This is a genomic window from Sinorhizobium sp. P24N7, assembly GCF_042436655.1.
GTDB classification, from domain to species: Bacteria; Pseudomonadota; Alphaproteobacteria; order Rhizobiales; family Rhizobiaceae; genus Sinorhizobium; species Sinorhizobium meliloti_A.
Genome location: NZ_JBHMIW010000004.1, coordinates 136,644 through 150,563 on the forward strand (window position 1 = coordinate 136,644; position 13,920 = coordinate 150,563).

The following is a 13,920-nucleotide window of genomic DNA, read 5'->3' on the forward strand; positions in this document are numbered from 1 at the left end:
GGCCTCCCCGCTGATCTATAGGCCGGCTCGGCAAGGTCTAGCAAGTGGTCCTAAGTCTTGAGATGGTTCACTGTTTTCTTGAAACAGCGAAACCATCCAACTCTCTGGAGCCGGGCACTTCCGGGCAGAAAACCGTCAGACCCTTTTCTTCGGAGCGCTCTCGAAAACCTCGGCGAGAAAGGTGACCGAACGGGCCGGTGCGAGAGAAGGAGCGCTAAGGTCCGAGAGTGCGTCGCGCCATTCGCCCATAAGGCTCGAAGGCAGGCGGAACGGATGCGGCGAGTGGCTGCGGTTGATGACCACCGCAAGTCGGGTCGGGCGCCCCTGACGGCGGTCGTCGGTCGCAAGCATCACGACGAGATTGTCGGTTGCGGGATGCTCCCAATCCTCCACCGTAAGCGGCTCCCCGTCGAGGCGAAGCCAGGCGACGTCGCCGCTGCCGGTGAAGAACCCGGTCTCGCCGAAGACCGAGAAGCGCCGGCGCATGGCGGAAAGCCTGGCGGTATGCTCGACGAGCTTGCCGTCGAGTTTGCTCCAGTCGAGCCAGGTCACGGCATTGTCCTGCGCATAGGCGTTGTTGTTGCCACCCTGGCTGCGCCCGCCTTCATCCCCGGCCGTCAGCATGATTGCGCCGCGCGAGGTGAAGAGCGTGCCGAGGAGCGCCATGACATCGCGTTGCCGGAAGGCGGCGATCTCCGGATCGTCGATCGGACCCTCGGCCCCGTTGTTCCACGAGAAGTTCTCGTCGTGGCCGTCCCGATTGCCTTCACCGTTCGCCTCATTGTGCTTGCGGGCGTAGCAAACGAGATCCATCAGCGTGAAGCCGTCATGGGCGGCGATGAAGTTGACGCTGCGCGTGGCCGTCTCGCCCCAGCGGGAAAAGCTGTCCGAGGAGCCGGCGAGCGCGGTTGCAAGGACGCCGATCGCGTGCCGGTCGCCGCGCCAGTAGCGGCGGATGTCGTCGCGGGCACGGTCGTTCCATTCGAGGAAGGAATGGGGGAAATTGCCGAGCTGGTAGCCGCCGGGGCCGGTGTCCCAGGGCTCGGCGATGAGCACGCGGTCGCAAAGGACGGGGTCGGCGCAGATGGCCGAGAAGAGCGCGGCATCGCGGCGGAAGCCCTCCATGTCGCGGCCGAGGATCGATGCGAGGTCGAAGCGGAAGCCGTCGACGCCGGCGGCAAGGACGAAATGGCGCAGGCTGTCGAGGATCAGACGCTGGACGACCGGATGGTCGCAGGCGATCGTGTTGCCGCAGCCGGTGTCGTTGATGAGCTCGCCCGGGCGCCCCGTCGCGTGGCGATAATAGGTCAGGTTGTCGAGCCCGCGCATCGAGAGCGTGGCACCGAAGCGATCGCTCTCTCCGGAGTGGTTGAAGACGAGATCGAGGACGACGCCGATACCGGCCTCGTGCAGGACCTCCACGGTCATGCGCAACTCCTCGATGCCGCCCGGCACCAGGCGTGGATCGAGCGCCATCGGCGCGATCGGATTGTAGCCCCAGCCATTGTGGAGACCGAGCGGAGGCAGGTGCCGCTCATCGATCCAGGCCGTGATCGGCATGAGTTCGACCGCGGAAACGCCGAGCCTCGTAAGGTGATCGATGACGACGGGTTCGGCGAGAGCAGCCACCGTGCCGCGCTTCCTTTCCGGCACGTCCGGATGAAGGATGGTGAACGGCTTGACTGCAATCTCGTAGATCAGTCCCCCGGCCTGAAATAGCGGCGGCTTCGGCTCCAGCGGTCTTGCCTCGGTGACGATGGCCTTCGGCACGAGGTGCGCCGTCTCTTCGCCGAAGACCGTCAGCCGCTGGTCGTGACGAAAGGGCCGGTCGAGCCTCACCGCATAGGGGTCGACCAGAAGTTTCGACGGATCGAACCAAAGCCCATGGTCCGGCGAGTAGACCCCGTCGGCGCGAAAGCCGTAGCGGGTGCCGGCAGCTATGTCGGGCAGCGCGATGCTGTGGACATCGCCCTCGCGCAGCATAGGCAGGCGGCTGAGTTCGGTGTCGCCCGCTTCGTCGAACAGGCAGAGATCGATGCGGGCGGCATTGTGCGACCAGACCGCAAAGCGCCTCCCGTCGGGTGTGCGCGTCACGCCGAGAGGTGAAATTCCGGTCGTCGGCATGGGGGCCTCTTTCGAAGTCTAGTATCGCATGGGTTTGCCACGAGTCGATCTCCCCCTTTGTGGGGGAGATGCCCGGCAGGGCAGAGGGGGGATAAGAGGGGGCGCAGGAAGTGGCGCTTGGTACAGCACCCTCAGGTGATTACGCTCGGTTGGTCGCGGTTGGTACGCTCCTTGATCTCGGCGATCTCGTCGGCAACGGCGATCAGATCGGCAAGCGCTTCCTGCGTATCGAGATCGTGGCGCGCCGGATCCGGCTCGTAGCGCTCGATATAGACGCGCAGCGTCGCCCCCGACGTCCCCGTGCCCGACAGGCGGTAGACGACGCGGGATCCGCCCTCGAAGAGGATGCGGATGCCCTGGTTCTTGCTGACCGATTTGTCGACCGGATCGTGGTAGGAGAAATCGTCGGCAGTCTCGACCGTGAGCGCGCCGAAGCTCTTGCCGGGCAGCGCGGCGAGCTTGTCGCGGAGCGCGGCAACCAGGCCGTTGGCCGCATCGGTGTCGACCTCTTCGTAGTCGTGCCGGGAATAATAGTTGCGGCCGTAGGTCGCCCAGTGCTTGCGGGCGATTTCGAGTGCGCTTTCCTTGCGCGCGGCAAGGATGTTGAGCCAGAGCAGCACGGCCCAGAGCCCGTCCTTCTCGCGTACATGGTTCGATCCGGTGCCGGCGCTTTCCTCGCCACAGATCGTCGCCAAGCCCTCGTCGAGCAGGTTGCCGAAGAATTTCCAGCCGGTCGGCGTCTCATAAATGCCGATGCCGAGCTTTTCGGCGACACGGTCGGCCGCGCCGCTCGTCGGCATGGAGCGAGCGATCCCGGCAAGCCCCTTGGCATAGCCCGGCGCCAGATGCGCATTGGCGGCAAGCATGGCGAGGCTGTCGGACGGAGTGACGAAGATTCCCTTGCCGATGATCAAATTCCGGTCGCCGTCGCCATCGGATGCGGCGCCGAAATCCGGGGCGTCCGGCGCCATCATCGTCTCGTAGAGCGCTCGGGCGTGAACGAGGTTCGGGTCGGGATGATGGCCTCCGAAGTCGGGCAGCGGTATGAAGTTCATGACCGAGCCCTTCGGGGCGCCGAGCCGTTTTTCGATGATCTCCTTGGCATAGGGCCCGGTGACCGCGCTCATCGCGTCGAACACGACACGGAAGCCGCCGGCAATCAGCTTGCGGATCGCATCGAAGTCGAACAGGCTCTCCATCAATTCGGCGTAGTCGGAGACGGGATCGATGACCGTCACGGTCATGTCCTCGACCTGCTGACTGCCTTCGACATCGAGATTGACGTCCGGCGCGTCGGCGATCTTGTAGCTGTCGATCACCTTGCTTCGGGCGAAGATCGCATCCGTCACCTTTTCGGGAGCCGGGCCGCCATTGCCGACATTGTACTTGATGCCGAAATCCTCGGTCGGCCCGCCGGGATTGTGGCTTGCCGAAAGCACGATGCCGCCGAAGGCCTTGTATTTGCGAATGATATTGGATGCGGCTGGCGTCGAGAGGATGCCGCCGCGGCCGACGAGCACGCGGCCGAAGCCGTTCGCCGCCGCCATCTTGACGGCTTTCTGGATGACCTCGCGGTTGTAATAGCGGCCGTCGCCGCCGATCACCAGCGTCTGGCCTTCGAAGCCCTCGAGCGAGTCGAAAATCGACTGGATGAAGTTCTCGGCATAGTTCTTCTGCTGGAATACCGGGACCTTCTTGCGCAGGCCCGAGGTGCCGGGTTTCTGGTCCCCATAGGGGTTGGTCGAGACGGTTCTTGTCATCTGTTTAGCCTTTCGCGAGAAGAGCGGAGTAAAGCGAGACGTAGCGTTCCGCGCTTTTGGCCCAGGAAACGTCGGATTTCATGCCCTGGTTCTGCAGGCGTGCCCAGAGCTTGGGTTCATTGTATGCGCGCAGGACGCGCCGGATCGCAAGTTTTAGCCCGTCGGTGTTCACCGGCAGGAAATGAAAGCCGGTCGCGCACTTCGCCGACAGCGCCGCCTCGTTGGCGTCGATGATCGTGTCGGTGAGACCGCCGGTGCGGGCCACGACCGGAACGCAACCATAGCGCAGGCCATAGAGCTGCGTCAGGCCGCAAGGCTCGAAACGTGACGGAATGAGGATAGCATCGGCGCCTGCCTGCATGAGATGCGACAGCGGCTCGTCATAACCGGTCACCATGCCGATATGTCCGCGGTGGCGCGACGCGGCTGCCATAAGCGCGCTTTCCAGCGCCGGATCGCCGGAGCCGAGCACGACGAGCTTGCCGCCGAGAGCCACGATATCGTCGGCGGCTTCGGCGACGAGGTCCATGCCCTTCTGCCAGGTGAGGCGGCTGATGATGCAGAAGATCGGCCCCGGACCTTTTTCGAGGCCGAAACGCTCTTCCAGCGCCTTGCGGTTGCCGGCGCGCCGTTTGAGCGTGCCGGGCCCGTAATGCGCCGGAAGGTGCGGGTCCGTCTGCGGATCCCACGTGTCTCCGTCGATGCCGTTGACGATGCCCGTCAGGTCCGCGACACGGCTCGACAGGAGCCCGTCAAGACCCATGCCGAATTCGGGCGTCAGGATTTCCTGCGCGTATGAAGGGCTGACCGTCGTGATTGCGCTTGCCGTCTGCAGGCCGCCTTTGAGGAAGCCGACATCTCCATAATATTCCACGAATTGCGTGGAGAAGGCATCCGGCGGCAGCGCCAGTTCAGGGAACACCGAGGCGCCGAACTGACCCTGAAAGGCGATGTTGTGGATCGTCATCACCGTCGGCAGGTCCGGCGCCGGGCCGAAGCGCATATAGACGGGGGTGAGCGCCGTCTGCCAGTCGTGAGCGTGAACGATGTCCGGCTTCCAGTTGGAGATGATGCCGTTCCCCGCGATCTCCGCAGCCGCCAGCGAGAGCGCGGCGAAGCGCCGGAAATTATCGGGATAATCCCGCCCGGTCGAATCGAGATAAGGGCCACCGTCCCGGGCATAGAGAGCGGGCTGGTCGAGGACCAGCAGGTCCATTCCGTTGACCTCGGCGGCAAGCACCGTGGCTGGATGGCCGAAGAGGTTGTCGAAGCGGCCGACCGTTTTTTTCTTCTTCAGCTTCTTCAGCACCGAGGGATAGCCGGGCACCAGCGTGCGCGTCCGCACACCATGCGGGAGAAGTGCGGAGGGCAGCGCGCCGACGACATCGGCGAGGCCCCCCGTCTTCACCAGCGGGTAGACTTCGGACGCAACTGACAGGATGTTCATACGCGGCTACATTCCCAGCTTGTCGATCATCGTTTGCGTGATCAGGCAAACGCCGCTCTCCGTGCGGCGGAAGCGTTTAGCATCGAGTTCCGGATCGTCACCGACGACCAGGCCCTCCGGAATGACGACGCGGCTGTCGATGACGACATTGCGCAGAATCGAATGCCGACCGATCGTCACGTCGGGGAGAACTACGGCATTTTCGAGTCTGGAGTATGAATTCACCCGGACGCCGGTGAACAACAGGCTCCTGTTGAGAGCGGCACCCGAGATGATGCAATCGCCCGATACGAGCGAGGACGTGGCCGAGCCGCGGCGGTTCTCGTCGTCATGGACGAATTTGGCCGGCGGCTTGATTTCAGAGAAGGTCCAGATCGGCCAGGTGCTGTCGTAGATGTCGAGCTCGGGCGTGATATGGGTGAGATCGATATTGGCCTGCCAATAGGCGTCGATGGTGCCGACGTCGCGCCAATAGGCCTCGCGCTCGAAGTCGGATCGGACGCAGGAATGGGTGAAGCGGTGGGCCACCGCTTTGCCGTGTTCGACGATGTAGGGAATGATGTCCTTGCCGAAGTCGCGGCTCGATTTGGGATCGGCGGCATCCCGACGCAGCATGTCCATCAGGAATTTCGTGTGGAACACGTAGATGCCCATGGACGCGAGTGCCATGTCCGGATTGCCGGGGATCCCCGGCGGATCGGCCGGCTTTTCGACGAAGGCGATGATGCGGTCCGCATTGTCCACATGCATGACGCCGAAGCCCGTCGCCTCCATGCGCGGCACCTCCAGGCAGCCGACGGTCACGTCGGCGCCCGAATCGACGTGCTGCTGCAGCATCAGTTCGTAGTCCATCTTGTAGACGTGGTCGCCGGCGAGAATCACCATGTATTCGACGCCATGGTCCTCGATGATGTCGATGTTCTGATAGACCGCGTCGGCGGTGCCTTCGTACCACTGCGTTTCGGAGACACGCTGGCTCGCCGGCAGGATATCGAAGCTCTCGTTACGCTCCGGCCGGAAGAAGTTCCAGCCGCGCTGGAGGTGCCGGATCAACGAGTGGGCCTTGTACTGCGTGGCGACGCCGATGCGCCGGATGCCGGAATTCAGCGCATTTGAAAGCGCGAAATCGATGATCCGCGCCTTTCCGCCGAAATAGACGGCAGGTTTCGCACGCCGGTCGGTGAGTTCCTTGAGCCGGCTGCCGCGGCCGCCGGCGAGAACATAGGCCATGGCATCACGGGCCAGGGGTTGCGTACGTTTTTCCACCATTTTTCCTCCCCAAAATCATTTCGGGGGACTGCTTGGCGTCTCTTCGACGCCTCGCGCCCAAACGATTTCCTCCTGTTCCGCCCGTCGAGCCAGTCCCCGTCGGGCGGGACGCTCTAATCCTGCTCCAGCATCAGCGTCGCCAGAGGCGGCAGCGTGATGGTGGCGATTGTCTCTCCGTTCGCTCTCTTCTCTGCCTGGACGGCGCCGCCGTTGCCCTTGCCACTGCCTCCATAGATTTCCGCGTCGGTGTTGAGAACTTCCTTCCAGCGCCCTGCCACGGGAAGCGGTATGTCGTAACGCTCCCGGTAAACCGGAGTGAAGTTGGTGACGACGGCGACCAGCTTTTCTCCGGGCGCCTTCCTGAGCCAGGCGAAGACGGAATTTTCGCGGTCGTCGGCAATCAGCCATTCGAAGCCGTCGCCCTCGCAGTCGCGCGCATGCAGCGCCGGCTTCGAGCGATAGGTGCCGTTCAGGTCGCGCACCAGACGGCGCATCCCCTCATGCAGATTGTATTCGAGCAGATTCCAGTCGAGGCCGCGGTCCTCGGACCACTCGCGCCATTGGGCGAATTCCTGTCCCATGAAAAGGAGCTTCTTACCGGGATAACCCCACATGAAGCCGTAATAGGCCCGGAGATTTGCGAATTTCTGCCAGTCGTCGCCGGCCATCTTGGCGATCAGCGACCCCTTGCCGTGGACGACCTCGTCATGGGACAGCGGCAGCACGAAATTCTCGCTGAAGGCGTAGAGCAGCCCGAAGGTCATGTCGTTGTGGTGGAACTTCCGGTGCACGGGCTCGCGCGAGAGATATTGCAGCGTGTCGTGCATGAAACCCATGTTCCACTTGAAGCCGAAGCCGAGCCCGCCCGCATGCACCGGGTGCGAGACCTTCGGCCAGGACGTCGATTCCTCGGCGATGGTCAGTACGCCCTGGTGAATGCCGTAGATGCGGGTGTTCAACGTCTGCAGGAAACGCACGGCCTCGAGATTTTCGTTGCCGCCATATTCGTTCGGCACCCATTCGTCATGCTTGCGCGAATAGTCGAGATAGAGCATCGAGGCGACCGCATCGACGCGCAGGCCGTCGACATGGAATTTTTCCGCCCAGTAAAGAGCGTTGTTGACCAGAAAGGCGACGACCTCCTGACGGCCGAAATTGTAGATTGCCGTGTTCCAGTCGGGATGGAAACCCTGGCGCGGATCCGCATGCTCGTAAAGCGCGGTGCCGTCGAACCAGCGAAGCCCGTGTTCGTCGGTCGGAAAATGCGCCGGCACCCAGTCGAGGATGACACCGATCCCGACCTTATGGCAGCCGTTGACGAAACGGGCAAAGCCCTCCGGCTCGCCGAAGCGTGCGGTCGGCGCATAGAGACCCGTGGTCTGATAGCCCCAGGACGGATCATAGGGATATTCCGAAATGGGCAGGAACTCGATGTGCGTGAAGCCCATATCGACGCAATAAGGGATCAGCCTTTCCGCCAGTTCGTCCCAGGTGAGCATGTCGCCATTGTCGCGGCGCTGCCATGAGGCGGCATGGACCTCGTAGATCGAGATCGGTTGGCGGCGCGGATCGATCTCGGCCCAGTGACGACGATGCGCCTCGTCCTCCCAGTCCTGCGCGATCTCGCCTGCGGTCATCGAAGCCGTTTCGGGCCTGAGCTCCGAGCGTCGGGCAAAGGGGTCGGCCTTCAACGGCAGCAGCGTGCCATTGCTGTCGACGATTTCGTATTTATAGGGCGTGCCTACGGGCACGCCGGGAATGAAGATCTCCCAGATGCCCGTGTCGGCGCGCAGGCGCATGACGTGCCGGCGTCCGTCCCAGTCGTTGAAACTGCCGACCACGGACACGCGGCGGGCGTTCGGCGCCCAGACGGCGAAGTGAAAGCCCTCGGCGCCGTCATGGCTGATCGGGTGCGCGCCCATCTTGTCGAAGAGGCGAAGATGCGAGCCCTCGCGGATATAGTAGTCGTCCATCGGCCCGAGCACGGGGCCGAAGCTGTAGGGATCGATGACGGTCCACTCGCCGCCGTCGTTGCGGGCGCGGTAGCGGATGGGCTGCTCCTTGCGCAACGCCACCGGACCCTCGAAGAAACCGGCCTCGTCGCGCCGCTCGAGCGTGCCGAGTTCCTTGCCGCTGAGCGTTTCCGCGACCACCGTGTCCGCGCCCGGCACGAAACACCGGGCGACATAGGTCTTGCCGGCGGCATGAACGCCAAGGACGGCGAAGGGGTTGTTGTGGGTACCGGAAAGTATTGCCGCGATTTCCGGCGCTGGCAGCATGCCTGGCGGGGCGGGGGCTGGGTCCTTGCCGGGCGGAACCGTCATCCGGCTCTCCAGATCTCTCCGGCATATTGCCGGATCGTGCGATCGGACGAGAACCAGCCCATGCGGGCGGTGTTGCGGACCGCCTTCGAATACCAGGCGGACGGCGTGGTCCAGAGCTGGTCGATCTCGCGCTGGGCCTTGGCATAGGCCTCGAAATCGGCTGCAACCATAAACCAGTCGTGGTTGTAGAGCCCGTCCACGAGGCCGGAGAAGCGATTGCGGTCGTCGGGCGAGAAGACGCCGGAAGCGATCGCATCGAGCGCCTGCGAGAGTTCGCGCGAATTTTCGATGACGGCGCGCGGATTGTGTCCTTCCGCTCGCGCCTTGCCCACCTCCTCGGCGGTCATGCCGAAGATCTTGATGTTTTCCTCACCGACCCAGTCGCGCATTTCGACATTGGCGCCATCGAGCGTGCCGATGGTCAGCGCTCCGTTGAGCGCGAACTTCATGTTGCCGGTGCCCGAGGCTTCCATGCCCGCCGTCGAGATCTGCTCGGAGAGATCGGCCGCCGGCACCATGACTTCCGCAAGCGACACATTGTAGTTGGGGACGAAGACGACCTTCAAGAGCCCGCGGACGGCCGGATCGTTGTTGATGACGCGGGCGATGTCATTGGCAAGTTTGATGATCAGTTTGGCGTTATGATAGCTCGGTGCCGCCTTGCCGGCGAAAAGCTTGACGCGCGGCACCCAGTCGAGCTCGGGATGGGAGCGGATCTGGTCGTAAAGCGCCACCGCTTCGATGAGATTCAGCAGCTGCCGCTTGTATTCGTGGATTCGCTTGATCTGGATGTCGAACATCGCCGAGGGGTCGATCCGGATGCCGAGATTCGCCTGGACCAGCTTTGCCAGCCGCACCTTGTTGGCGCGCTTGACGGCTGCAAAGTGCTCCTGGAAATCCGCCTTGTCGGCAAAGGCGTCGAGGGCCTGAAGTGCCTCGGTATTGTCCATGAACTCGTCGCCGATCGCCTCCCGGATCAGGCCGAAAAGACCCGGATTGCACTGCATCAGCCACCGGCGCGGCGTGATGCCGTTGGTCTTGTTGTTGATGCGGTCCGGATAGAGCCCGTGAAGGTCGGCGAAGACCGTTTCCTTCATCAGTTCGGTGTGGAGAGCCGATACGCCGTTGATCGAGTGCGAGCCGACGAAGGCGAGATTGCCCATGCGCACGCGCCGGTCGCCCGTTTCGTCGATCAGCGAGATGTTGCGGATCGCCTCGTCCGTCGCGTGCCTCTCCCGGCGTGCCTCGATCAGGATCTTGGCGTTGATGGCGTAGACGATCTGCATGTGGCGCGGCAGCAATCGCTCGAAGAGCGGAACGGGCCAGCTCTCGAGCGCTTCGGGCAGCAGCGTGTGGTTCGTATAGGAGAAGGTCCGCCGAGAGATGTCCCAGGCCTGTTCGAAATCGAGCCCGTGGACATCGGTCAAGAGGCGCACCAGCTCGGCGACGGAGACCGCCGGATGCGTATCGTTGAGCTGGATGGCGACGGCGTCCGGCAGCGACGTGAAGTCCGGATATTGCTGCAGATGACGGCGCAGGATGTCCTGGAGCGAGGCGGAGGAGAAGAAATATTCCTGCCGGAGCCTGAGTTCCTGGCCGGCCGGAGTGGCGTCGGCCGGATAGAGCACGCGCGTCAGGCTTTCCGCCTTGTTGCTTTCGCGCAGCGCCCCGATATGGTCGCCGGCATTGAAGGCGTCGAGCAGGATGGGGTCGATCGGCTGCGCGGCCCAGAGGCGAAGCGTGTTGACGCGCGTTGCCCGCCATCCGACGGCCGGCGTGTCGAAGGCGGTGGCGATAACGCGCTCGGCCGGCTTCCACACGTAGCGCTGCACTTCCTCGTCGATGTTGACCGTTTCGACGCTGCCGCCGAAACCGATCTCGTAGGAGCTTTCGCGGCGCTCGAATTCCCAGGGGTTGCCGTGAGCGAGCCAGGTCTCCGGCAGTTCGACCTGCCAGCCGTCGGCCATCTGCTGACGGAAAAGGCCGTGCATGTAGCGTATGCCATAGCCGTATGCAGGCACGTCGACGGTCGCCATGGATTCCATGAAGCAGGCGGCGAGGCGGCCGAGACCGCCATTGCCGAGCGCCGCATCCGGCTCCAGAGCCGCAACCACGTCGATGTCGACGCCGAGCGAGGCGAGCGCATCGCGCATCTCGTCCATGAGGCCGAGATTCGTCATCGCGTCGCGCATCATACGGCCGATGAGGAATTCGAGCGACATGTAGTAGACGCGCTTGGCGCCGGTCGAATAGGTCTTGCGGGTGGAGTCCATCCATTTGTCGGTGATGCGGTCACGCGCCACGAGGATGGCGGCCGTCAGCCAGTCGTGCGGCTTGGCGACTTTCGGGTCCTTGCCGATGCGGTATTTCAGACGCTCGAGGATCTCGACTGCAAGCTGGCTGGGTTCCGAGGATCTGAGGGCGGGTTGCGGCAGTTCGGTGGTTGAGAGCCGAGTCATCATGAGAACTGTCATACCCTTATTGCATTTCGGAAAGCCCCAGGTCGGAACCGACCAGGTTCAAGGGCAATTTATGCATCGATCCGAAGCGCTTGCAACAGGTGTTTTTAAAAGGATTAAAACAGCAGATGCTTGTCAGCCCCCGCTTCCGGCAGCAGTTGAACATCAAGGCCGCCCGGCAGGACCGGGCGGCACTTCAGCCGGACTCCCGAGTCATTTCGTCAGGCGGGAAGCCAGTGCAGAGGCGCGTTCGCCGATCGCCTTGAAGGCGGCGACCAGATCGGACGCCTCGTCGGCTTCGAAATAATGCGAGGAGGACGAGGCGCAGTATTTCAGCAACTTCTGGCCGCGGTCCGGCGCCATGAAAGCTACGCTGTAGATCTGAACCTTGCTCGCCTTGGCCGTGTCGCACCATTGTTTCGTGACGGTATCGTCATTGGCGTAGTTGTTTTCGCCGTCGGTCATGAAGACGATGTACTTCGTCGGCACCTGTCCGTTCCTGGCGCCGTGCGCGCTGTCTTCGGTCAGGGCTGTCACCTTCTGGTAGGCGGTCTTGAAGGCGCTGCCGGAGGCAGTTCCGCCCGTTGCCACGAGGGCGTTGACATAGTCGGCTGCACCCTTCGTGCCCCAGGAGAGACCGCTCGCCGTGTCCTGAGCGGAGTTGTAGGAAACCGCGCCGGTACGGACATAGATCGATTCCGGGTCCGCCGTCACAAGCTGGCGAAGGAGGTCGGCGACGGCTGCCTTCAAGGCGTCGACCTTGGTGACGTAACAGGGGCTGGTCGCCTTCAGGTCAGGATACGTGCTCCAGTTCGCTTCCGTGTAGTTTTGGCATTTCGCCTTTGCCGTGTTGACCGTGTTGGTCTTCCACGCCATCGAACCGGAGCGGTCGAGCACCAGATACATGGACAGGGCGTTCTTGCTCTCCGTTGCGCTCTGGGCGGTCGACTGAGTTTCGATCTCGACCGACTCCTGGCCGAGCAAGCGTGTCATCGCATTGAGCTGGAGGCGGTGTTTGTTGGCGACCGTGACCTGGAACGACATCCCCTTCGCGCCGTTCGCCGTCGCGGCGATATTGATCTCCGTCGTGTTGATGTCGTCCCATTGTGGTGCTGCGGCCGCCGGTCCCTCGCTCTCCGAAGCCTGGCGGGTACCAACCTGCTGTTCCTTGCCCGGCATGTCGGTCGCGGAGGCCACTGCCGTCTGGGTCTTCAGGAACTTGCGTGCGATCGCCTTCGCTTCTTCGATGTCCGGTTTCGCATCGGATACGAGCGCGGAAGCCGCCGCGAGCGCTGCCGCGTCGGTTGCGTCCTGAAGCTGGTTCTTTGTCATCAGCATGTTGGCGACATCGACGGACACGCCGCCCACGGCCAGGAGCAGTGGCGCGAGCAGCGCCGTCATCATTCCGAAATTGCCGCCCCGATCGCGCAGCATCGCCAAGAAGGATCGGCTTATGATTGAACGTCTTCGCATCTGTGAACACCCCAGCAAATACATTGCAAGCCCGAGGCGACAATTAGCGGCGATACCTTGCTCTCAAGTTCAGGAAATCGGTTGAATTTTAGCGAAGCTCCTGAAAAACCCATGGCTACTAATGGAATTTCGCCCGGTGCGGCCGTGCCGAAGCAGGACATATGTGCCGTTTCGGGTCAGCCGACGGGTACGACGTCGACGGCCTGCTCCGTCGTGTGACGGCCATAGCCCTTCAGCACCCCGATCACGGGGGCGACATCGCCGTAGTCGCGGCCATGGCCGACGACGATGTGGTCGATGCCAGCCGGAATATTGTTGGTAGGATCAAGCTCCATCCAGCCGCCCGTGGTGCCGCACCAGAAGCGGACCCAGGCATGCATCGCGTCGGCGCCTTCCAGCCGGTCCCGGCCCGGCGGCGGCAGGGTTCTCAGGAACCCGCTGACATAGCCGGCGGGGATCCCGAGGCTGCGCAGCGCCACGATCATCACATGGGCGAAGTCCTGGCAGACGCCGCGCTTCAGCTCGAAGGCCTCGCCGGGGGTGGTGCTCACGGTGGTCGCTTCGGGGTCGTAGGCGAAGTCGCGGTGGATGCGATCGCAGACGGCGGCTCCGATCTGCTCGACCGTCATAGCGTTGCCGGCGATCGCGCGGGCATAGGCGGCGATCTCCGGCACGGCGGGAAGGAGCGGGCTCGGACCCAGGAAATGATGCGGGGATTCGGAGTCGACCGACCAGCAGGCGGCAAGCTCGGACGCAAGACTGCCGAGCGGAGGCGAGAGGTCGGCCGTGAGCGCCGGCGCCTCGGCCTGGACACGCGCCTGCATCCGCATGACGAGATGGTCATGCACGGAGCGGAACAGGATCGACGTCGTGTGATTGGCGAAGAAATCCTTGCCTTCCCGGCGTTCGAAGGGCACCGGCTGGCAAGTCACGGATCCGGCTACAAGACGTTGCCGCCCGGGAATGGATACCGGCAGGACACGTAAGAGATGTCTTCCGCCGCTTACCGGAGCTTCGTAACCGTAGGTGATCTTCAGGCTGATGTCGTAGAGCACGGCAGCCAT

At 63.2% G+C, this 13,920-nt stretch carries 8 protein-coding genes; all 8 read right to left on the reverse strand.

The genetic code is table 11. The features are described 5' to 3' along the window. Positions 1 to 135 precede the first annotated feature (135 nt). The gene (glgX, locus tag ACFHWW_RS08160) at positions 136 to 2,124 is read right to left on the reverse strand and encodes a glycogen debranching protein GlgX (RefSeq protein ID WP_379937940.1); all 1,989 of its coding nucleotides are present in this window, start codon (positions 2,122 to 2,124) and stop codon (positions 136 to 138) included. 131 nt (positions 2,125 to 2,255) lie between these two features. Then, entirely contained in the window at positions 2,256 to 3,884 is a 1,629-nt protein-coding gene (locus ACFHWW_RS08165) for an alpha-D-glucose phosphate-specific phosphoglucomutase (protein ID WP_100672903.1), read from the reverse strand. 4 nt (positions 3,885 to 3,888) lie between these two features. Continuing rightward, the gene (gene glgA, locus ACFHWW_RS08170; RefSeq protein WP_379937941.1) at positions 3,889 to 5,331 is read right to left on the reverse strand and encodes a glycogen synthase GlgA; all 1,443 of its coding nucleotides are present in this window, start codon (positions 5,329 to 5,331) and stop codon (positions 3,889 to 3,891) included. Positions 5,332 to 5,337: 6 nt separating this feature from the next. Next, complete coding sequence (gene glgC, locus ACFHWW_RS08175) at positions 5,338 to 6,600, reverse strand: glucose-1-phosphate adenylyltransferase (RefSeq protein WP_003533906.1); 1,263 nt, start codon at positions 6,598 to 6,600, stop codon at positions 5,338 to 5,340. A gap of 113 nt (positions 6,601 to 6,713) precedes the next feature. Continuing rightward, complete coding sequence (gene glgB / locus ACFHWW_RS08180; protein WP_379938062.1) at positions 6,714 to 8,879, reverse strand: 1,4-alpha-glucan branching protein GlgB; 2,166 nt, start codon at positions 8,877 to 8,879, stop codon at positions 6,714 to 6,716. A gap of 41 nt (positions 8,880 to 8,920) precedes the next feature. Beyond that, a complete protein-coding gene (locus tag ACFHWW_RS08185) occupies positions 8,921 to 11,398 on the reverse strand; it encodes a glycogen/starch/alpha-glucan phosphorylase (RefSeq protein WP_379937942.1) in 2,478 nt (825 codons plus the stop codon). A gap of 198 nt (positions 11,399 to 11,596) precedes the next feature. Then, a complete protein-coding gene (locus ACFHWW_RS08190; protein WP_379937943.1) occupies positions 11,597 to 12,856 on the reverse strand; it encodes a VWA domain-containing protein in 1,260 nt (419 codons plus the stop codon). Between the two features lie 176 nt (positions 12,857 to 13,032). Further along, positions 13,033 to 13,920: a transglutaminase domain-containing protein gene (locus ACFHWW_RS08195; protein WP_379937944.1), complete on the reverse strand. Its 888-nt coding sequence runs from the start codon at positions 13,918 to 13,920 to the stop codon at positions 13,033 to 13,035.

Bases quoted from the DNA above. Each gene is read 5' to 3' on its own strand.
- glgX (WP_379937940.1), bottom strand. From the start codon at position 2,124: ATGCCGACGACCGGAATTTCACCTCTCGGCGTGACGCGCACACCCGAC.
- ACFHWW_RS08165 (WP_100672903.1), bottom strand. From the start codon at position 3,884: ATGACAAGAACCGTCTCGACCAACCCCTATGGGGACCAGAAACCCGGC.
- glgA (WP_379937941.1), bottom strand. From the start codon at position 5,331: ATGAACATCCTGTCAGTTGCGTCCGAAGTCTACCCGCTGGTGAAGACG.
- glgC (WP_003533906.1), bottom strand. From the start codon at position 6,600: ATGGTGGAAAAACGTACGCAACCCCTGGCCCGTGATGCCATGGCCTAT.
- glgB (WP_379938062.1), bottom strand. From the start codon at position 8,879: ATGCTGCCAGCGCCGGAAATCGCGGCAATACTTTCCGGTACCCACAAC.
- ACFHWW_RS08185 (WP_379937942.1), bottom strand. From the start codon at position 11,398: ATGACAGTTCTCATGATGACTCGGCTCTCAACCACCGAACTGCCGCAA.
- ACFHWW_RS08190 (WP_379937943.1), bottom strand. From the start codon at position 12,856: ATGCGAAGACGTTCAATCATAAGCCGATCCTTCTTGGCGATGCTGCGC.
- ACFHWW_RS08195 (WP_379937944.1), bottom strand. From the start codon at position 13,920: ATGGCTGCCGTGCTCTACGACATCAGCCTGAAGATCACCTACGGTTAC.